The 22,482-nt window shown below is 42.0% G+C and carries 15 protein-coding genes; 7 read left to right on the forward strand and 8 right to left on the reverse strand.

All coding sequences use genetic code 11. The annotated features are described in order from the left end of the window. The first annotated feature begins 69 nt into the window (after positions 1-69). The gene (locus AC4G47_RS14475; RefSeq protein ID WP_491106493.1) at positions 70-1,299 is read left to right on the forward strand and encodes a helix-turn-helix domain-containing protein; all 1,230 of its coding nucleotides are present in this window, start codon (positions 70-72) and stop codon (positions 1,297-1,299) included. Positions 1,300-1,406: 107 nt separating this feature from the next. Here the strand turns inward: AC4G47_RS14475 and AC4G47_RS14480 are convergent, their stop codons facing one another. The 3 genes from AC4G47_RS14480 to AC4G47_RS14490 all read right to left on the reverse strand — a co-directional run bounded on the left by AC4G47_RS14480 (position 1,407) and on the right by AC4G47_RS14490 (position 8,258). Then, positions 1,407-1,970, reverse strand: a complete 564-nt coding sequence (locus tag AC4G47_RS14480) for a nitroreductase family protein (RefSeq protein ID WP_491106710.1) — start codon at positions 1,968-1,970, stop codon at positions 1,407-1,409. A gap of 374 nt (positions 1,971-2,344) precedes the next feature. Beyond that, the gene (locus tag AC4G47_RS14485) at positions 2,345-6,670 is read right to left on the reverse strand and encodes a putative Ig domain-containing protein (RefSeq protein WP_491106494.1); all 4,326 of its coding nucleotides are present in this window, start codon (positions 6,668-6,670) and stop codon (positions 2,345-2,347) included. 430 nt (positions 6,671-7,100) lie between these two features. Beyond that, positions 7,101-8,258: a glycoside hydrolase family 88 protein gene (locus tag AC4G47_RS14490; RefSeq protein WP_491106495.1), complete on the reverse strand. Its 1,158-nt coding sequence runs from the start codon at positions 8,256-8,258 to the stop codon at positions 7,101-7,103. A 196-nt stretch (positions 8,259-8,454) separates the two neighbouring features. Between AC4G47_RS14490 and AC4G47_RS14495 the strand changes: the two genes are divergently transcribed. Then, positions 8,455-9,351, forward strand: coding sequence for an AraC family transcriptional regulator (locus tag AC4G47_RS14495; protein ID WP_491106496.1), 897 nt, complete (start codon positions 8,455-8,457; stop codon positions 9,349-9,351). Between the two features lie 137 nt (positions 9,352-9,488). Continuing rightward, on the forward strand, positions 9,489-10,286 hold the full coding sequence (locus tag AC4G47_RS14500; RefSeq protein ID WP_491106497.1) for a DUF7402 domain-containing protein: 798 nt from the start codon (positions 9,489-9,491) through the stop codon (positions 10,284-10,286). A gap of 222 nt (positions 10,287-10,508) precedes the next feature. Here AC4G47_RS14500 and AC4G47_RS14505 read toward each other — a convergent pair whose 3' ends face one another. Continuing rightward, positions 10,509-12,413, reverse strand: coding sequence for a beta-L-arabinofuranosidase domain-containing protein (locus tag AC4G47_RS14505; protein ID WP_491106498.1), 1,905 nt, complete (start codon positions 12,411-12,413; stop codon positions 10,509-10,511). Positions 12,414-12,527: 114 nt separating this feature from the next. Between AC4G47_RS14505 and AC4G47_RS14510 the strand changes: the two genes are divergently transcribed. Continuing rightward, positions 12,528-13,391: an AraC family transcriptional regulator gene (locus AC4G47_RS14510; protein ID WP_491106499.1), complete on the forward strand. Its 864-nt coding sequence runs from the start codon at positions 12,528-12,530 to the stop codon at positions 13,389-13,391. Positions 13,392-13,487: 96 nt separating this feature from the next. On the opposite strand, the gene AC4G47_RS14515 is transcribed toward AC4G47_RS14510, so the two are convergent. Both AC4G47_RS14515 and AC4G47_RS14520 read right to left on the reverse strand, forming a co-directional pair. Then, positions 13,488-14,099 carry a GNAT family N-acetyltransferase gene (locus tag AC4G47_RS14515; protein WP_491106500.1) on the reverse strand — a complete coding sequence of 204 codons (612 nt, stop codon included), beginning with the start codon at positions 14,097-14,099 and terminating at the stop codon, positions 13,488-13,490. Positions 14,100-14,126: 27 nt separating this feature from the next. Continuing rightward, complete coding sequence (locus AC4G47_RS14520) at positions 14,127-14,987, reverse strand: DegV family protein (RefSeq protein WP_491106711.1); 861 nt, start codon at positions 14,985-14,987, stop codon at positions 14,127-14,129. 142 nt (positions 14,988-15,129) lie between these two features. Between AC4G47_RS14520 and AC4G47_RS14525 the strand changes: the two genes are divergently transcribed. After that, complete coding sequence (locus AC4G47_RS14525) at positions 15,130-15,447, forward strand: hypothetical protein (protein WP_491106712.1); 318 nt, start codon at positions 15,130-15,132, stop codon at positions 15,445-15,447. A 26-nt stretch (positions 15,448-15,473) separates the two neighbouring features. Here the strand turns inward: AC4G47_RS14525 and AC4G47_RS14530 are convergent, their stop codons facing one another. After that, positions 15,474-16,529 carry a Gfo/Idh/MocA family protein gene (locus AC4G47_RS14530; protein ID WP_491106501.1) on the reverse strand — a complete coding sequence of 352 codons (1,056 nt, stop codon included), beginning with the start codon at positions 16,527-16,529 and terminating at the stop codon, positions 15,474-15,476. An 82-nt stretch (positions 16,530-16,611) separates the two neighbouring features. Then, positions 16,612-18,897 carry a beta-glucosidase gene (locus tag AC4G47_RS14535; RefSeq protein WP_491106502.1) on the reverse strand — a complete coding sequence of 762 codons (2,286 nt, stop codon included), beginning with the start codon at positions 18,895-18,897 and terminating at the stop codon, positions 16,612-16,614. A 238-nt stretch (positions 18,898-19,135) separates the two neighbouring features. On the opposite strand from AC4G47_RS14535, the gene AC4G47_RS14540 reads away from it, so the two are divergent. Further along, positions 19,136-20,815, forward strand: coding sequence for a sensor histidine kinase (locus tag AC4G47_RS14540; protein WP_491106503.1), 1,680 nt, complete (start codon positions 19,136-19,138; stop codon positions 20,813-20,815). A 3-nt stretch (positions 20,816-20,818) separates the two neighbouring features. Beyond that, positions 20,819-22,420: a response regulator transcription factor gene (locus AC4G47_RS14545; RefSeq protein ID WP_491106504.1), complete on the forward strand. Its 1,602-nt coding sequence runs from the start codon at positions 20,819-20,821 to the stop codon at positions 22,418-22,420. The last annotated feature ends 62 nt before the right edge of the window (positions 22,421-22,482 follow it).

Consider the following 22,482-nt stretch of genomic DNA (forward strand, 5'->3'; position numbering starts at 1 on the left):
AAATTTCTCAGATAAAAAGTAATATTCACATTTAATTTCTTCTCTTTTATAAAAAAAGGAGGTTTTAACGTGCATAACTTCGAGCAAGAAGATATCGAATTTATATGTAACTTGGCACATAATATATATGGAATACCTATTTATTTTTTTAACAACAAAGATGAATTGGTTTATGAAGTAGCTTCGGATTCTCGGCATAACCCTATGTATACTTCCACCCCTGCCATTATTACAGACATATTTTCTGGAATGGGAGTTCAACCATTTCCGATCATTCGGGAAACCGTCTATCTTGAGAAGTTTTTCGCAATCAGTGTCCATTCTAATGATCATTGGAAAGGAACTATAGTGGTAGGTCCAGCCATTAATTTTAAGATGACCGAAGAGACAATTAATGTCACCTTAAGAGAACTGTTTACAAGAGGAAATAAAGAGGAAATGATTCATTATTACAATAATCTTGAAGTAATAAGCAATTTTAATTTTATTAATCTAAGTATGGTTATTTATTTTCTGCTCTATCAACAAAAGCTAGAGTTGGCCGACATCTTACTTAATAATGAAGGCTTCGATAAAGAAATGCTGGAGATCGAAAATCCGTACCCTCGCATTATTGATGGACGTCTTAATAATTTAATACACACAGGAATAGATAAAGAAAAGAAACTTTTAGATTTTATTCGGTTAGGGAGAAAAGATAAGGTATTAGAAACTTTTCATGCTATTCATAAACAAGGAAAAAAAAGCGTTTTATCAAAGACCAGTTTTTTGAGAAGTCAAAAGAACATAGCCATTTCCCTTATCACACTAACCACTAGAGCAGCAGTAGAGGGAGGATTGTATCAAGAAATTGCCTATAATCTTAGTGATTTGTATATTCTAAAAATGGAGGAATTAACGGAAAGTAGAGCAGTAGATGAATTAATTGAGGATGCCTTAATCGATTTTGCTGAACGAGTTGAAAATAGTAAAAAACACAAATACTCAAAGCCAATAAATGTTTGTCAAAACTTTATTTTCAACCATCTGAATGAGAACATTACGATTTCTCAACTAGCCGAATTAACTTCACTGAATCCAAATTATTTATCCAATCTTTTTAAAAAAGAAGTAGGAATTTCAATCCTTCAATTTATTCAAAAGACCAAAATAGAGGAAGCAAAAAATTTATTGGCTTATTCTAGTTATTCTTTATCAGAGATTTCTGCTCTCTTGAACTTTTATGATCAAAGTTATTTTGCGAAAGTTTTTAAAAAATTTTCTGGATGTACGCCTAAACAATTTATAAATCAAATATAAAAAACACGAACTTATACCAATAAAATAAAGCCGCTAAAATAGCGACTCCATGTTTTTATCCCCGACAGTTGTGGCTTACTAACAGTGACAAAGTTACAACATTTTCATTAACGTTTGGCCCAGCCTTTACCAGTTAGGAAATTTTTCATAAAGGTTCTTGGGTGACGAACAAAACTACCTACTGCTGACTCAGACCATGCTTTGATCTGTTGAGTCCCCACGCGAGTCGAATAATATAATTTAGTTGTTTCGTCATATTGTTTAATAATTTCTTTAGTATAATTGTTATATTTGTTTTCATGATAAATGGCCTCCAAAGGAAGCCTAGGCTTTAAGTCGTTGCGCTCATTTGGATATCCAACAACAACACCGAATACTGGGGCCACATACTCCGGAATATCTAACAAATCAGATATCCCAATAATACCGTCTCTAACCCCACCAATATAACATACGCCTAAGTCCATAGATTCAGCAGCAAGCACCAGGTTTTGAGCTGCTAACGTAGCATCAATTGCACCTAGTAGTATTGCATCTATACTTTCTATGGTACCCGAAATATCAATATTCAGATCTTTTGAAATTTGTTTATGACGATTTACATCAGCACAAAAAACAAAGAAATACCCACCTTCCGCGATAAATTTCTGACCGCCTGCCAGATCAGCTATTTTTAATTTTAGTCATAGTCAGTTACACCAATAATTGTATAAGCTTGTTGAAAACTTGCGGAGGAAGTTGCTTAAGCAGCCGTTACTAACTGCCTAATCTGTTCTTCAGTTAAAGCTTGATCTGTAAAAGATCGTACAGACATTCTTATCTGTACTGACTTAAATTGTTATCCTTAGTTTTATTATCGATGTACAAAAAAACCAAGTACCTGTCTCACAATGTGACAAGTACTTGGTTTTTACAGGTACCACATATATTTTTCTGAATTCAGGTATACAATACGCCCACATTGTCGAACTGATCTAGGGCAGCCTGCAGCAACAAGAGGTCTCCATTTTTGAATCGATAAATCCCCTGAATCCCTTTTAAAAAATTATGGCTTGATGTGTCCAGTCACGTTTACGATTAGCTTCCCCGTAGTCTTGTGGCCATTAGGCTGTGTTGCTTCGAAAACAATGATTTGTTTAGAACCGACATCCTTATCTCCAGGTCTCCAGCGAAGAGTGCGATTTTCAAAAGTTGCTCCTTGCGGCGATTTTTTTACAGTTACATTCAGACCGAAGCCGTCTACAGGCACAAGGGTCTCTACATCAAAAATAAATTCACGACCTCTGACTGCCTGCTGCGGTTTCAGATTGCTCAGTTGCACCTTCCAGTCTTGGCCATAATCAATACCTTGCTGGACTTCCTCCACCGTAATGTTGACCAGACGTGTCACGAGGGTTTCAGCAAACTGATAGGTAATGACTGCGTGGTACTCACCGGCATCCCCATCCTGCGTATGCCATGACCAGGTTCCATTCTGCCATTCTGCTGCTGGAGGGTAATCTCCAGTCACTTGGACCGAGGCCCCTTCCGCTTTGGGCAGGAATGAAGCCGTCTCACCTTCGCGTATGTGTATATCTCGGATCAGCGGAATGCGATCAAGGCTTTCTTTCACTTGAGTTGTCTCCGAAGCGGAAGTTCCAACGATCCATTCTTTCGTTTTCACCGATGGACTCGCATGATACGGGTCACTGGCTTGCACCTTAATCATGTATGAACCTGGTGTGGTGGGCACCCAACTCAGTTGTCCTTTTGTTTCATCCCACTGCGCTCCTTCCGGCAGTCCATGAATTTGATAGGTCACATTATCACCTTCCGGATCATATGCTCCCAAGTCTGCACGAATCTCTTTGCCTTTTTCATAAGGTGCCAGCACTTTATCATCACTTGTAATCTTGAGATTGGCTACATTGGCTGTATTAGACACCTCGTTCACCGTAGTCATTGCAACACCAGCATAAAGCTTGTCACCCATTTCGAATGTAATGGAAGGCTTTGATGTTTTTTGGTATGTCTTACCACCGTCCAGTGAAAATTCATAACGGATGGTACGGCCTGTTTTGATAAGTTTGTAATCGATGGGGACCTTCTTGTTGTTCATGTCTCCAGCCCAGTACCCGGTAATGCTTTCTCCCTGATTTGCCGTGTGACTAACCAACAGAATATTGTTATTATTCGGGAAGTGCCGAAGCTGGACATAGTTGGCTTTGGTCAGGTCCAGAGAGTCTGTCAGTAACAGTGAAAAGTATTCCTTATCTGTTTTGGTCGTTTCAAACGTTTCCAGCCTTCCTTCAATCTGGACATCTCCCGTAACTTCCTGATAAGCAAAAGTCGGTGAAAAATGATTGCTTCCTGCAGAGATGATTGCTACCGGAACACCCGAATCATCCAGATCAACCTGTCCCTTGGCTTGGCCTAAATGTTGGATCTGGTAATCCGGCTCCTCGCCCTTCAGTCCATTGGCGCGGAAGGTTGGCGGATTGTTTTTGTCATAATGAAATGTTACTTGATTAAGACCAGGCTCACGGGAGACCGTCAGAGCAACACTGGGCTGATCGATTAGCTTATAACCATTGAGCGCAGGAGCATTAAGGGTTACCACCTGTCCCGGAGAAGCTGGTATGGATTCCACCTTAAGCACCTTGTTGTCAGCGACAGACGTAACGGTTACATCGTATACAGGTTCCTCTCGCATAATCTCAAGTACGACAGTCTGTCTAGGTTGAACCTGGACCACAATATCCTGTTTCCCGGAAGCATGGTATACTTTTCCGCTGATCAGATCTTTCGCCTTCTTGATACCACGTGTATCTAAAAAGTATACTTTACCTGTTTGCCCTTTGCTGGCATCATCTTTGGACTGATTCATTCCTACGGCATATTTGCCATAACGAACTTCGCTGAATCCGTCAGCACGAGTATGCGTATACGTTTTACCTTCCGGATGGGTCTCCCCGTCCTCATAGGTATAGATTCCACCTTTACTGCTTGCCACAACATTGGCTAGTCGGTCTATTCGGTCTGTCGTAAAATGAATACGCGTAAAATTATTATATTGCCAATTTGCTCTTCGATAGTTGAAGGTAACATACACCTGATCTCCTTTATTCTTAAACACCACAGCTTGAGCATCCGGATCTGCCCATGCAAAATCAGGGTGTCCTTCCTCCATTGGAAGAAGCAATGATTCGCCCTTCTGCTGCATCTCCTGCTTGAGTTGTTCAGCTTGCTTATAGTAGTTCAGAATCTCTTGTAACTCGATTACTCGTGTATATACATGGGGTGTTCGATCTCGTACAATTTGCTGTTTTACCGTTTCGGCATAGGCGTGGTTATCCTCCATGTATTTGAGCAGGATACGAAGTGCTCCTGTGCTTCCACGCTTCAGAGCTGTATAGCCTCCGATTGGATAGGCGATTTTTTGACCGTTGGCCGCATTGCGGGATCCGCCATACATTTCACTGATCAATACGTTCACCCCATCCGCGGTGACGGAAGGACGAAGGAAATATTTTGCCGATTCGTAGGCTTTAAGCGATTGTTCTCCTAAGAGGTTCTCCACTTCCGGTGAACCTGCAGCACTCTCGGCATAGGCATTGATTACTTGAAGCAGAAGCAATCCATACTCTCCAGCCCAGCCTCCGTGGCTTGCACCCCCTTCCAGACCTCCCCCCTGATCGGAGAACCATTTCTCGCCATCGACCATTTCACCGAGTTTATATTTCAATTGATGCAGGTAGCGGCCTGAATCCTTCGCGTGATATTGCTCCTGCACATCTGAAGGCTGACTGATATGGCTAAGTGACATGCTGTCGAACATTAATTGTACAAGCCGGTTGGCATCATAGGCGAACCCAAAATCCTGATTCGCCGTTCCGGCGCGGGTACTTGGATTATAAAAGTCACCTTTTGCCGGGCTATACTGATAGTCACGAAGCTTGGCAAACATTTCAATATAAGCTGTCCGCCGAGGCGTATCTGCTGCGCCGTCCAGATCGTAATCCTCTTTTTCATCCAGGAATGCGGCATATCGTTGTTTGATGATCTCATCATCGCTATTCATAATATAATGATGCAACTGCAACAGCGTTTGCACCATGGCGTCAGTTCCAAGGGACAGAAGCGGCCAGGACTCTCCAGTTCCGCGTTTTCCACTGCCATCAAGTGCTGTACCTATCCACTGATAGGCATTCTGTCCTGTCGTGGGTACACACCATGCTCCTTGACTGTCTTGTGCACGTGCCATGAAATCGTACAACTTGAAGATCCGATCCAGCATTTCCTCACTTTGAAAAAATTCTCCTGACCACGGATTCATGTATGCGTTGGCGAATATTTCGGATGCCATCATCGGAGACCAATTTTGGAAATTGATTGCCGGACCAGTATATTTCTTGGCCCACGCCTCTCTGGACGTTCCATTAAATTTCGAGAGTTCAGCAAGCGGTGTATACGTGACTACAGCGCCTTCAAGAAAATCATTATTTTTTGTTTTGAACGCTTCATACTCCTGACCATAGATCTGCCAGGACATAATGAGTTCAAGCAGCTCCTTACTCTGACTCTGCAAATGACTATAGGCGTCCTTGTCTACATCAGATTGGGCTGGAGCCCCTACAGGCATCTCACCTGTAAAGTCATCATCAGGTGTATAGAACGGATTCGCATGGGTGGCGGCAGAATATATATATTTACTGTTCTCTTTCTGATGACCATACGAGTTATTTCCATATGCTGAAAATGTACCTGTGCTCATAATGCTCAGCCTGACGGTTCCATCTGCATGCACCATGTCTTTCGGAATAATATACGTATCATAGTAATATCTCCCCAGAAATGGTGCTCCGGCTTGATAGCCATTATCCAGTTCGGAGAACTCTCGCCCAAAATGCGGATTTAAAATGGAGTTGTCTCCATCGGGACCATATAACATTAAATTGCCACGGCCTTGCTGCGAGCCGCTAAGACGGATAGATAAATAGTTTTGTTTGGCTGGATCCGCTTTTAATGTGAATTCGAGCTTCCCGTCCAACGATAGATTCGGATCTGGAGAAGGTTCAATGTAACGATATGTCAGCCCATGTCCCAATCCACCTCCAGTTAACCTACCGTCTGTTCCTTTATATTCAGCCTCGGCCACATCATCCACACCTGATACACTTAATTTTTGCTCAAAATTGTGCGCTTCCTCAGAGATGTTATTCCCAAAATGAATAATATCAAGGGCGTTAGACTGGACTTTTAGTGCATTATTTTCGACCGGGGAAGCGATATTTCCTTGGACACTCCCCATAGGGCTTAGCAACGACCAAGTTAAGGTAAAGGCAAGGGTTAGCGAAAAGAACTTTTTGGATTTTGTATATTCGAATCTCACAATTTCTTCCTCCTTTTCAGACAAAAAAGTCTGTGTCCCGTTCCGTTAGAGCACTTGATTCATACCAGATGTGATGTTATCAGTGATCCCGTGACTTCAGTTTTGGACCATCCCCTCTCCTCAGCGTACAAGCACCAGAGAAATTGTTTCTTTACTGTTTCCTTATCGGTCAATGACAGCACCACCCACACATTAAAGCGTTTTCATTTTATCATGAGAGATATGTGAAAAGTTTCGTCAAATTTAACAAAAGTACCGTTCTGTTTCACTTGTAATGATGGGTTTAGAGACCTCTTGCAGAAGTAAAGCATTCCTTTCTTCGAAGCCATAATAGATCTATAAATTATTATTTATTTTCCCTAATTAGATAACATGATAAAAGGAAGCCAGATTAATAAGCTCCCTTTTATCATGTTATGAAGTTGACAGATCACCACAAATATAAGTCGTTTCCTTTCAATTTGAAAATGGCTTCCATAAAATAGTAGTCCCCATATATGATGGACTGGTGATGTTCTTTTGCATGATAGGCTGCTGAGCCATTTTTCAGGATGCAGTCACAGTCTCTGCTCCAGTCTGTCCGATGTTCATCCAGCGTCTTCAACAGCTTCAATGCTGCATTAAGATAAAGATCCTTTTCATGCTCGCCAACTGCTTTTGAAATCTCAATGAGTCCGCAAGCAGCAATGGCAGCTGCAGTTGAATCTTCATAGGCTGGTTCCTTCGGTTGTCTGAAATCAACAGGAATGATACCCGTCTCCGGAATGTTTGCGATAAAATAGTGTGCGATTTGCTTGGCAGTGTTCAGATAGTTCTCATTGCCTGTATGAATGTAACTCATCATGAAGCCGTACAATCCCCAGGTCTGGCCTCTGGTCCAGGATGAATTTTCTTCGTAACCCTGCCCGCCGTGCGTTTTGACAACGCCGCCTTGGAAAGGATCAAATTCTACAATATGATGTACAGAGCCATCAGGACGTACAAAGGTATTCATTACGGTATCCGCATGTTTGATTGCAATTTGTTTAAACCGAGGATCGCCCGTTTCTTCGGTAGCCCAGTATAAGAGCGGAATGTTAAACATGCAGTCGATAATCGCCCATCCTCGGGTGTCTTGTTCCTCCAAATCATTCCAGGCCCGAATGAACTCTCCCACTGGATTGTAACGACCTGCGAGTAAGTTAGCAGCATGTAGCGCTCTTTTTCGGGATTTTCGATTTTGAGTGATCTTGAAGTTTGCTACGCTGGTAGGCAACCACATAAACCCAACATCATGATGCAGACCAGAATACTGCTGAAGCCCTGCATCCAGTTTATCTTCAGAAATATTGGCGTACTCCTTATACTTTTCCTGACCCGTGACATGGTACATCTGCCACATCATGCCGCCCCAGAATCCATTGGTCCACCAATTGATGCCATCTGCGCTCGTGCTACTCGGATTGGACGTGGATCTATCATCATGTGAGCCATTAATAGTTGTATAAGGGATTTTATGTTTTGACTTTTCGCTAACCCAGTCCATTTTATCCGTAATTTTGCTAATAACGTCCTGTAACCATACATTGGATTTTTCTGCTGTCAGCATCGTTTATATCCCGCTTTCCATATAAAATAATGTTTATCCCACACCCTGTTTTCCTACTATTGAAGCGTTTTCAGTATATCATGTGGAAAATGTAAAAAGTTTAGCTCTGTATAACAAAAATCATGTTTTGTTTCACTTGTTATATTTGGATAAGGGGTGATACAATTTTATAAAACATGGAATATGGAGTGGTGTTATGGCACTCGGTTTTGAAGCAGTTCCTTTCAAAGGACAACCTATTATATATTCAGGCTCTCATGTGACAAGGAACCCTAGCATTGAATTCTATCATTGGCACCAGTGTTGTGAATTGCTGGTTGTGTACAGTGGTGCAGGCATCGTTGTGATGAATAACCAGACGTATAAGATCAAAAAAGGTATGATATTTGTGTTTCAACCCTTTGAAATTCATAAAGTATACGCCAAAATGACGGACGACTGTGTATACGAAAGAACGGTGATTCATTTGAATCACACCGTCATTGATCAGTATTTAAGCGCATTTCCACTTCGCCGGGAATGGTTTGACCTTTTATGTAATGCTAATAATCGCGAGCGGGCGTTTGATTTTAGTGACCATTGGGAGCTATTTATTCAGGTGTTTGGGGCGTACGAGCGAATCGCGCATACCGATCGCGGAGCTTCACAAGAGGAAATTACCGTTTTCATGCTTAGCTTGCTTAGTGCGATGGAGAATCTTATTATGCCTTCATTAGAGGCCCCATCATTGACACGGCGCAAAGAGGAATACTCGGAAACCATAATGAACTGGGTGGAAACTCATTATATGGAATCGGATATTTTGAACAAGCTGGCTCACGAACTGCATCTGACAAGATCTTATGTATCGCGATTATTTAAAAAAGAAACCGGCAGCAATCTGAGTGAATACTTGACCGCTAAACGAATTAAAGTTGCTGCGCATTTGCTGGAGAGCACGTCACTATCTGTGGAAACGATTAGCATTAGAATCGGTTTTCAAAATGTTTCCCACTTCATTTCCTGTTTTAAGAAGACCTACGATGTAACCCCATTAAAATATAGGGTGAACACTAAAAAAATCAGTGCAAAGGCTGCACTTCGCGAAGTGTAGAGATTTATCACTGTGAAACTAAACGGTATTTTTGTCAGATGAAGCTGGATTAATTGCGTTGGCATCATGTTACACTGAGAGTGGTCTACGTTTAATTTATCTTTGACCAGACTATATCTTTCAAATGGAGGTTACCTATGGTTCAGTTAACACTAAAAATTCAGAGTGAAGATGGAAGCATAATTGCAGAACATACGGATACAAGTCAGACTCATCTCGTATACGATCATCCGTACCAACCAGGAGATTCCATCCTACTCCGAAGTTCCAGGGCTAACGTTTATTTATATGTTCAGCTTGATGATGTCTTAAATTCTGATTTTGTATATCTGTCCGGGAATGAGTATCGCTTGAGCATTCCTTTTAATGAGAAGAAAACCTCCTACTCTCCCAAGTCATTCACGGGTAAGTTACATCTGTTGAGTGTTCGAGTTGCCTCTAATGAAGAAGTCAGTGCTTACAAGAATCTGGCGGCTAATTCACATGATCATCATACGAACTCCACGTTGTACCCCCATGCTTCAGCAAATGTAGAGACTCGCGGTGAGGCGGTGTTCGCTGCCCGAAACGCTATCAACGGTAATACAGTAACATATTCTCACGGAGAATGGCCGTTTGAATCATGGGGGATCAACCAACGAGCAGATGCAGCGTTTACACTTCATTTTGGACGGCTTGTAGAGATTGACCAGATTGTGTTGTTCCTGAGAGCCGACTATCCACATGATAACTATTGGAAGCAGGTGACTCTGTATTTTTCCGATGGGAGTTCTCATACAGCATCTCTTGTCAAATCCGGCAAAGCGCAGACTATTTTGCTGGAGTCTAAACGTGTAGTGGAATGGGTAAGACTTACCGAATTGATTCAATCGGATGATCCTGCATTGTTCCCGGCACTGACCCAATTCGAAGCGTACGGACGAGAAGTTCAATAACAAGCATATTTCGCTAGATGTTTATAAAAAGCCAGCACGATATCCACAACAAATATTCGCCTGATTCCTTTTAAAAGATTATGGATTGATCCGTCCAGTCACGTTTACGCTCTTTGGACACTCCCCATAGGGCTTAGCGGTGACCAAGTTAAGGTGAAGGCAAGAATACGACTCTGTTTCACTTTTAATGATAGGAGGCTTGTCTTTAGAATGTATTTGTTGCTACGTTTTTGCTGAGCTTTCTGATATTGACTTCAACGGAAAATAGATGGTGTATTGCTGATCCTTGATCTCGTATAAAGGAATAAAACGGATTCGCGGATTATCTCCCCACGTCCGGTAATAGCCCGTGTTCCACCAACTGTGATTGCGCTCTCGATCCGGTTTCAAGAAGGTTTCCGGTTGCGCTGTTCTTCCCCGGAGAACGCAATCTTCGCCCACCAGTCCTGCCAATACGATGGGGCCATCCAGAAAAGCGTACGTTCCTGATTCTCCTGGAAGTTCCTCCATCGTCAGCGATTTTGGAAGGGTGACCCGAATGATGTCTCCATCCATCCATGTTCGTTCCAGTTCTGCATAAGATGCCGCTGTCCACTCACCTTCAAAATCAGCGCCGTTTATTGCAATTTCTGCTCGCCCCTTCACCCACCATGGAAGGCGTAATACAAGACGAAATGCCGTATCTTGAGAAGACGTAATCTGAATTTCATAGATTAAACTTTCCGGCCGATGTTCGGGAATCGGGGGAACATGCACTTCTGTAATGGCCCTCATTCCTTCCACATTCCAGCCATGAAGTGGGTATACACCTTGTTGTCCATCCTGACGGATCGTCATACGAACAGTGCTGTCACCAAGAGTGGCCGTCATGGATGCAGGTAACCATTGTAGCACGGCGATGCCTTGCTCATCTTTCATAAATATTTCTTCGGTGTAGGATGCATTTGCTTGAATTAATGTCCCATGGCAGCACCAGAAATGTTGTGTAGGCGTCCCCCAATTTTTGGAACTTCCTGCTCCGATGCCTAGAAAGTATGAAATCATGCCGGTGCTGTCATGCTGGTGGGCCAGAACGCCATTGGTAAATCTTCGTTCCCAATAATCAGCGTACGCGATATCTCCTGTCCACCGAAGTAGCGTATGACTTAATCGCATCATGTTGTAATTTACACAATGTTCCTGCCCAACGCCCATACGGGTCAGATGACCTCGGGGCATCCACAGCTCGGCATCGTCCCCCGCTCCTGTGGCGACATAGCCCCGATCTGTAACGGCGCATGCCCAGAAAGCCTCGACAACCTTACGGTAACGTGCTTCTCCTGTAACTTCCCACGCTCTGGCTGCACCGAGAATCTCCGGAATTTGGGTATTTGCATGCTTGTTTGTGAGCACATCCTGGCCCTCCAGCAATGCATCAAAAAATCTCTTTCGTTCATACCGCTCGATCAGTTGACGATGTTTAGGGTCTCCGGTAATACCGTATAAATCCGCCCATACCTCTAACATGCCACCAGTCTCTATATCCAGCAGAGCATCCATTTGCTCGCGATCCAATTCACTGCTCCATTGATCAAACCACTCAGCCATGCCGTTGATAATTTCCAGCGCTTGCTCGTTCCCCGTAAACGAGTACATTTCTAATAGGCCCATCAGCAGCTTGTGCACTGTATAATGCGGTGCCCATACCCATTTGCCTTTGGCCGCCCGATACATATACGTTTCTGGGAAAGCGGCAAGCCAGCCGGTGCCAATTGCAGTTTGACACCGACTTAGTCCTTCAACGATCGCATCGGCTTTCGATTTGATAACCATATCCTTAGTCTGGGCATAGATACGGGCTGCTGCGGATAACCAATGTCCCATCATGTGTCCTCGCAATTCACAAGTCGGAGACTCCCATCCCCAATGCCAGTGCTCGGGACCATCCATTGAGGTCATTGTTACACTGGTTGTGCCTCCATTGCCACTGTAACTCCACAGGCCTGCTTCCAAATTAAAATTGCGTAGCAAATTTTCATTGGTGAGACTCATTACATAGGTTCTGTTCAAATCAAAGCGGCGGTGAAGTGGTCCTGCTTCCAATTGGATACTTCCAATTGGTAGTTCAGAGAAATGCGCTCGATTCATGATAACCCTCCTTTTTTTTATTCGACACTGCTAGTTTACAATGTTATTTTAAAAGGGAGAATGAAGAAAAATTCAGATTACATATAATTTATTTGTTTAAAAGGGGGAACTATCTTGGAGCACAATCTGTATATGCAGGCAGACCGTTTTCCTCTTGTCAGAGATGTGGGATGGAGCCAGACTGACAAATTGTATACACACCCGGATCGTGTACTGGAATATGACGTTTTTTTGTATGTTTCCCACGGCTCGATGCAAGTCATCGAAGAAGGAACAACATATGTGATCCAGAAAAATCATCATCTATTTCTCAAACGTGGATTGCATCACTGGGGGATGCCACTGACAGATCCGGGGACCTGCTGGTACTGGATTCATTTCAACATGCCTGACGATTCGGTGGAGCAGTACAGAGAACATTCGCCTATTCCTGAACTGGAGTATTACGGTCAGGAACACTATAATTATTGGATTCGGTTGCCAAAGCACGGAACATCCCATTTCCATTCGCGTTTGGCTGCAAGACTGGAGGCTTTGGTTGCAGATTATCGCACACCAGGATCGCACAGCATGACACATGTTAGTCTTCGTGCTTGTCAGCTGTTTCTTGAACTGCGACAGGCGATGGATGAAGGTTACCGTTCAGGCAAAACGGATACGATTGCCGGACGTGTGGTTACGTATTTGATGCACCACACCGAAGAAAACTTTGATTCAAGTCGACTTGCGCAGTATATGAACCTCAATTACAGTTATTTATCCGCTGCTTTCAAAGCACATACCGGGCAGACGATTGTGGACGTCCATACACGACTTCGTATAAATAAAGCTATGGAATGGATGCGGAACAGCACGTTGAATATCTCACAGATCAGTGCACAACTCGGGTATCAAAACCCTTTTTATTTCAGTAAAGTGTTCAAAAAAATAACCGGGGAGCCTCCTTCTTCGTACATGCGACATTTATACAAACCATGACCGAAAATGCGTTAAACGGTCAAAAAGCATAAAAAAGCGCAAGCTGAGGGTTTTTACACCGCTGTAGCTCGCACTTTGCTCACCGAATTAGGACTTTCAGTTTAGCTTTTTGACCATTCGATACAATGATACAGTAGGTTTCACTATTTCAGAGGTAATTTCATAGCCCAGTTTGGCGTATAGTTTGGCAGCAAGATGATTCTCTTTTTTGACTGTAAGGGAACTTAGGGGATACCCCTGTTTAATCGCCTGCTCTTCTGCATGCTGAATGAGTTGGGAGCCTATCCCCATGCCTCTGCTTTCAGGCATAGCTGCAAGAGTTGCGATATGATACTCTCCTTCGAATCCTTCCTTCAGTGTGAGTGTTGTGAATAAGGCTTTTGGATGCAGCAGATTGTAAGTGATCAGTCCTAGTTTTCGGTATGAAAACAGTTGTTTCGCCGTAGAGGAGGCCAATTTTTCCAGAACGGTAATGGGTAAACACGTTATCATTCCAAGCGATTGGTCACCCATTTTTGCTTCATAGGCAAATTCATGACTAAATCGATTGTTCTTAGACCTCCATAGCATTCTAAATGTCGCATCAGCAATGCTTTGCTTACTTGACCCCACAATAGAGTGTGCCATATCTCCAACTGCCATTAAATTGAGTTTGGCTCCAACATTGGAATGTGGATCGGCCTGCGAGATTGAGATGTCTGTCTTCATGTTGATCAATACTCCTTTCCAGTTCCCTCACAAATTCAAGTAGCTTATCGCAATGGTGTTCGGACCAGTATGTGAACCTATTACACACCCACCCTCAATAACTATCACTTCTTTAAAGTAAGCATGCTCAAGTATGCTAGTTCGAACTTTATCTGTCATTTTCTCCGCAACTGTTTGAGCAATGATCAAGAGATTGGGACAAATCTGATTTTTTTGAGTTGAAATTTTTTGTATAATGCTTTCCAAAGCCTTATCCATTTTGCCGCGATACTTTTGAACGGACCGTACCTCTCCATTAATGATATTTAATATTGGTCGCACCCTTAGCACATTACCAATAAGATGCTGCATACTACTAACGCGACCTCCTTTATGCAGATAGTCAAGTCTATCTACCAATACTTCAATCTTGACCTTTTCCCTCACATGCTCTATATCTGCCAACACCTCTTCAATCGTTTGACCCATTTCTATTGCACGTGCGGCACGAAGCGCTAACATGGCATAACTTGCTGATAAATGCATGGAGTCAATGATATGAATCCGTCCATCAGGGAACTCTTTAGCTGCAATATGTGCATTTTGATTGGAAGAAGATACTTTGGATGACATGCTAATATATAGAATTTGTTTACCTGCGAGAATCTCTGCTTCAAAGATTTGATAAAAGTCTGAAGGAGATGGAGCTGCTGTTTTAGGGATGACCCCTTCTTCCTCAGAACGACGATACAGTTCTGCTGGAGTTATCTCAATATTATCTTTGTAAGTTTGAGAACCCAATATTACATAAAGGGGCACAACAGTTATATTGTATTGCTGTAGCCATTGGTTCGATAGGTCAGCAGTGCTGTCGACTATCAGTTTAATAGTATGGTCTGTTCTCATCATATTCACCCTTTCAGCCTTCTATATCAAAATTAAACAATCATCGATCTCTGCGAACTGATATCCAGATTGTATGGAAGTATATAATAATATCAAATGATATAAAATTGTATCATTTGATATTATTATAAAACCACATTTTTTTATTTGCAACTTTAATCATTTTGTCGACGAAACTTTACTTGTTTATCCTTCCGGGATGACTGCGTTCGCTAAACAAGATGCTTGGATATGTTCCCTTATCGGAATTTCCTTAGGTGTACTTCTAATGCTTTTGTTCCTTGAGATAAACAACATAGACCCTAAAAAGTCATTTTTGCAATTATGTAAAGGGATTTTAGGCCCTGGGACGGGAAAAAAAGAAGTCGCTAATTTGGCGACCTCTTGGCCTCTTCCTAGGAAGGATCGAAGAAATTATGGATTTATGGTAGTGCCATTCAATGTGCCAACGTATTCTATATGAACAATGGCAGTCAGAAGAAGGAATCCTTATCTGATATTATTCCCCTCTTCATACAATTTAACGTTGTGGTTCGCCGCACTGTCATACGTATCAAATACTAATCGAAGCGTTTTTACATTATCCGAACCGCTGGTCTGGAACTCGGCACCTGTATTTAAACACTCAATAAAGTGGGTTTGGAGTTTACGGTGACTATCCTCGTAGTTTAGCTCTGTTCGTTCGGCATAAACCTTCTCCACGCCGGTGTTATCGATGATGGACAATCTTCCATTTTTATAAAGCTTGATGGTCGCTATATCCCCTTCGATGATGAGTTGTTCCTTATGATCTGGAAGTGTTTGCTTCGGCAAAGGTTCGCTCAGTTCGCGACGGGTTGCCCAGCTCATATCCATAAGACCAACATAATCCTTATATCCCAACATAACCATCCCGCTGTCTTCCCCGTTTGTGTAGGTGCTTATCTTGCTGGTCTCTGCATACAGACGCTCAGGCTCACCGAACAGAAAGCGCCAAGTATCGAACCAGTGAACACCCATTTCATAGAACAATAAATGAGGCATGTCCCTGAAAAAAGGTTGCGGCAGTTTCTGTTCCAGAGAAAATCTCGGGGAATAATAATCCGTATGAATATAACGAATCGTATTCAGTTTACCCACCGTATTTTTCTCCAGCAACTTTTTAATCAATTGGAATGGTTCAAGCCAGCGCCAATTCTCTGTCACCATCAAACGTACGCCTGCTTCTTCTGCAATTCGTACCATTTCCTCGGCTTCTTCAATGGAACGCGCAAATGGCTTTTGACACATGATATGTTTCCCTGCAGCAGCAGCCAGTTTCACTAGTTCCAAATGTGTGTCAGGTGGCGTGATTATATCCAGCACATCCAGATCTGCTTCTTTAAGCATAGTTTCGATATCCGAATACCGGAATGCTGGCGGAATGTTAAACCTGTCCGATTTGTCATTGAGTGCTACAGCATGGCGATCACAGATTCCAGTTATTTCGGTATCAGCAATGAACTGCCAAGCCTTAATATGTTTTTCTGACCAGTACCCCATACCTACGATACCGATTTTCCACATACCTTTCACCTCCTCAATAATAAAATTTCTAAGCAAAACCTAATGCTGAGCTTATCAGTTACCTTCTCTTTAGAAGACTTATTTATTTAATGATCTCCTCTTTTCGCTTCACTGCACTGTTGAGTTGTTCCAAAAGTAACTCAAGAGCTTCATCAGTGATCACACCAAATGCTAATAATGAGCGGAGAGGCATGTATCTTGCCAATGCTGCAAGCATTGTAGGGGATACTTCATCGGATGAAGTATCCGATTTTTGCGCCAAACCCTCCGTTTGGGCAAAGACTGGAGCTGTTTTTGGATTTGCCATCAACTCTCCCATTGTTGTATTACGGTGAATAACAGGAACGATCATGGTTGTAGATTCAATAACGAGATTTGCTGTCAATGGGATATTACGCGAGGAAGATCCGATCCCTATTTCATATTCTCCTGAATCCGCATTCCAATCATTTATCTCCATGTCATAATAAGCAAAGCTCCGTTTATCTAACATAAACGATACAATCTGTTCTTCATCAGGCTCAAGCGCTACCTTGACAAACCCTTTCAATTCTTTCTCCGGGCGGATAACTTTGGAAGCAATCGCTTTAACGTACAGTTGGACAATTTCCTTCCCATAACGTTTTCCGGTATTTTTGACTTTTAAGCTAACTTGAACGCTCTCTTGATCCGTTAATTGTTTTTTATCAATGACAAGATCTGAATACTCAAAAGTTGTGTAGCTTAACCCGTAACCGAATGGAAAGAGTGGTTCTATATCCTTCGCATCGTAGTAGCGGTACCCGACAAATATGCCTTCTCTATATTCCACACGGTCTCCTTCTCCAGGGAAGAAGGGATGTGAAGGGTTATGCTTCAAGTTCATAGGGAAGGTCTCTGCCAGCTTTCCACTAGGATTCGCGTCCCCGTAAAGCAGATCCGCAATGGCACCTCCTGCCGCTTGTCCCCCCAAATAAGCCTCAAGAACGGACTTTACCTGCCCAATCCATGGCATGACCACTGGAGAACCATTACTAAGAACTACCACGATATTCGGTTGTACAGCAGCTATGCGTTCAATCAATTCAATCTGGTTCTCTGGCAAATTTAAATGTGTTCGGTCGTAACCTTCAGATTCATAGGCATCCGGAAGTCCAAGGAAGACTACGGCTGACTCCGAAAATTCTGCAATTTCAACAGCTTCTTTCAGTAACATTTCATTATTATCGTCAGAATTTTGGTCATAACCCTTCGCAAAACGAATTTTGGATCCATCGCCGGCAGATTTCGCTATTTCTTCCAGTGGGCTATCAATCTTCGTTGGGTTAATATGCGAACTTCCTCCTCCTTGGTAGCGTACATGCTCTGCCATAGCACCTATAACGGCAATCCGGGACAGCTTTGAGAGAGGAAGGAGTTGGTCCTCGTTTTTGAGCAAGACCATGGTCTCTCTTGCCGTTTCACGAGCTAGCCTGTGATGTGCTTCCTTATCGATCACTACATTCATTTTTTTATTTTCTGAAGCTTTGAAAATAACTGTTAACAGTTCTTTTACTGTGTAATCAAGCGTTTCAAGTGATAAATTCCCGTTCCGTACTGCATCAATGATGTTCTTTTGACTGTATCCATTGCTTGTAGGCATTTCTAGGTTCATGCCTGCCGCAACACTATTCACAGCATCATTAACCGCACCCCAGTCGGAAACGACAAAGCCCTCGTGCCCCCATTCTTCTCTCAAAATTCCGGACAATAACGCTTTATTCTCAGAGCAATACGTCCCATTGACTTGATTATAGGCCGACATAACCGTCCAAGGCTGAGCTTTTTTTACTGCCATTTCGAATCCGGTTAGATAGATTTCCCTAAGCGTTCGTTCATCCAACACAGCATCCGTTGTCATTCGGCGGTGTTCCTGGTTATTGACGGCAAAATGCTTCAAGGAAGTTCCGACGCCCTGACTTTGGACACCGGAGATGTGAGCTGCGGCCATTTCACCAGTAAGATAGGGATCTTCAGAGAAATATTCAAAATTTCTTCCACACAACGGTGAGCGTTTTATATTTGCCCCAGGACCCAGCAGAATAGACACACCTTCCGCCTGGCTTTCTAAACCAAGGGCTTCACCTACTTTATGAATCAAATCTCCATTCCAAGAGCTGGCAAGTCCTACCGCGCTAGGAAAACAAGTTGCGGGTACACTCCCATTGACTCCCAGATGATCTGCATCTCCGCTCTGTTTCCGCAAACCATGAGGTCCGTCCGCCAACCAAATCGCCGGAATGCCCAACCTTTCGATTGCTTTTGTTGTCCAAAAATCTTGACCTGAACACATACCAGCCTTTTCTTCCAATGTCATTTCTGCAATAAGAATATCGAGATCTTTATGCATTGCAGTACCCTCCTAAATGTGCAGCTTATTCCTACCATTCCTTATACCAACTGAATAAAAATAAATATTCATTAAAAATTACTAGTAATCTAGAGTAATTATATAATCTGGCAATAACACTCGATATAACGGGTTACAAAGATGTATATCTCATTCTTAAGTTCCAGTTTTGTTGTATTGTAAACGGATACATATCCGGCTAAAATAAATAGGAGAATGCAGTAAAGGACTTGATGCCATGTTTACACAATATCGAACTTTCATTCATGCATTGGTGTTAATTTTACTTTCGACCACTCTGCTCACAATTCTGTATTTATATACAATAAATACAAGTATGTCTACTATTAAAGAGGAAATTCAAATCAATAATCTAAATCGATTACGGATTCTCGTGAATAATCTGGATAATAATGTCCAACAATTAAGTATGCTGAGCATTGCTATGGAAACAGATTCCAAAATGGAATTATTATCTTCTATTGACGTAATGAACGATTATGAAAGAGACCATTTGATTCAAGATCTCATGGAAAAAATGAAACTCCAAAGTTTCACAGAAGGTTGGTATAATCATATTTCCCTATACTCCCCACTAATTGGCCAGTGGATTAGCCCGTCATCGGATCAAAAGCCCCCCCCGTCTAATGATAATTTTGATCAATGGACGTTGGACCGAGCACACACCCTATTTACTCTAAGGAGGCCCCACGAGGGATATACGATCGAAGTGACGTTTCCACAAAACAATCTTCAGAAAATACTGGATTCTGCTAAAGTGGAAAATAATGACCCCTTTTTCTACCATCCGAATTTTCCAATCATTGAAAGTGGTTCATCCAACACCAATAGGATTGAAGAAATACTCCATAATCTCTCATCTACTGGGCTTGATCATTTGGAAGAAGGTAGTGTGGAGATATTAATTGCCAAAGAAAAATATATGGTCAACTATATGAAGTCGAGCACCTTGGGATGGTATTTAATAGACTATGTCCCGCTGGATCAAGCATTTCAGCCAATTACAAAGACCAAGAGATTTTTCTATTTGGCTTGCCTAGTGTTGGTGTTGACTAGTATAATCCATGCTTTATTTCTTTATCGAAAGGTTCAGGTCCCTATTCTTACTTTACTTAAAGGGGTTCGTCATTTGAAGAAAGGATCTTTTTCACACCGTATTGAGAAATCCAGTCGGAATGAATTCGATATTATATTTCAAAATTTCAATGAAATGGCAGAGCAAATTGAAGAACTAATCGAAAAAGTCTACAAAGAAAAAATTGTATCTAGAGAAGCCCAAGTCAAACAATTACAAGCTCAAATTAATCCACATTTTCTGTATAATTGTCTGTTTTTCATTAACAATATGAACCGTTTAGGTAATGAAGAAGCCATCACTGCCATGACAGAAAATCTGGCAGAATATTTCCGTTACACAACCAGGCTGAATGATCCGCTAACCACACTTGATAAAGAACTGGCTGTGGTGGGAAATTATCTTAGTATTCAGTGTTTACGGATGACTCGATTGCGTTACGAGATTCATCTTCCCGATTCAATGAAAGAACTTCTTGTGCCAAAGCTACTTATTCAACCCTTAGTGGAGAATAGTGTGATCCATGGAATAGAAAAAAAACAAGCCGCAACTTTTGTGCGAATTGAGTGTATCGAAAGCGGAGAACAGTATCGCCTTATCGTTGATGATGACGGAATTGGAATGACCACCGACGAAATTCATGAGCTGCTTTATCAAATCAAGCAACAGCTGGTAGATACAATGGGTTGCGCATTATGGAATATTCAGCAACGCATGGACATCTTTTTTAAAAAGCCAGCAGGCATCAATATAGATAAGAGCCCTTATGGTGGCTTACGTATCGAGTTGTATTGGCCTAAGAAGAATTTACTGGAGGAATGACATATGTATCAATTGATGATTGTAGATGACGAAACCTCGGTTGTTGAAAGTTTATCGTTGACGATCCCTTGGGAAGAATACGGAATCGAGGTGGTTCATAGTGCATATTCTGCCCAAGAGGCACTGCACATCGCTTCTAAACATGCAATTGATATTATTATTACAGACATTAGAATGCCAGAAATGGATGGCCTGGAGCTCATTGAACGTGTCAAGCATTTTTCTCGCAAGGTACGTGTTATTATCCTTTCAGGGCACGACGAGTTCGAATATGCCAAAAAAGCTATGAAGCTTGAAGTTTTAGATTATTTACTTAAGCCCATTAATTTTACTGAACTTATCCATTCGGTTCAAAAAGCCATTCAAGACATTGAAAATGAGTGGAAAGATATTAGTTCGCTTAATCGTATCCAACAGACTTTGCATGCTAATTTACCCTTATTGAGAAGCCAATTGTTGAATGATTTGTTAAACAATAAAAGTATTCCTCAAATATATCTTGAGGAGAGATTGTCTACTGTCGGTGTTTCATTCCGATTAGGCGATAGTTACTTGATGATGGTAATAAGAATGGAGGAAGATTTCTCCGGATATGAGCTACATTCCCTGTCACTGCTTGAATATGCCGTTACAAACATCGCTGAAGAAGTCTTCCTGGAACTATTCGATCTGTGGCACTGTATCACCGAACAAGGTTATTTAGTATTTTTGGTTAAAAGTCCTGACCAGCAGGCACTTAAAATGGTAGAATCATTGGCTCTCAAACTACAAAACCATGTCCAAAAGTTTCTGAGGGGCTCACTATCTATTTGTGTTAGCAAACCCGGTCAGTTTCCCGATGGCTTGCATGGCCTCTACCTGTCATCAGTGAACGCTATCAAGCGTAATATCGGTCACAACAAGAGTTTCTTTTTGACCCTTGAGCCGATAATTCAAGAGCCTCCACAAGAGCGAATTCTTGCTGAAATGCAAACTCCCCCACTGTTTCCCTTCCTATTGGATTCAGGCGATTGGGAAGAGGCTCTTGCCAAGATAGATCGAATTTTATCCATTAACAGCTCTGCCCATGAGTATACGCAAGATCAACTTTTTTCCATATTACTCTACCTTTCTTCTTCGTTTGCTCTACTCTTCATAACGGATAGCAATGAGATTAATGAAGAACTTAATGAAGAATTAACGCTGCTTCTTCGTAAAAAGGGTCATCTCTCAAAGCAACGCATTTACGAATGGGCTAAAAAAAACATGGCATGCTTAAAGCACAGAACTGTTGCCAATGTAAAGGATTCACACGATCAAATCGTAGCTCGGATTCGTACATTCATTCAAAAACAGCTTTCCTCTGGAATTTCGATACAAGATGCGGCCGATCATGTGGGCATGCATCCTGTGTATTTATCCAAAGTTTATAAAACAGTGACAGATGAAACGATAGGTGACTATATATATCGGATCCGGATGGAGCGTGCGGTTCAGTTTCTGAAGAATACGGACATGAAGGTGTCAGAAATTAGCAGTCAGCTTGGCTTCCTCGCGGTCCCTCATTTTATTAAGATTTTTAAAAAGGAATTCGGAACTACACCACAAGATTTCCGTAATCATTGATTGACCTTTCCATGAAGAACCTTCTGAAATCATCAGCAAAAAGACCGTTCTCCACGAACGGT

The sequence above is a fragment of the Paenibacillus sp. Negev47 genome (assembly GCF_058313655.1).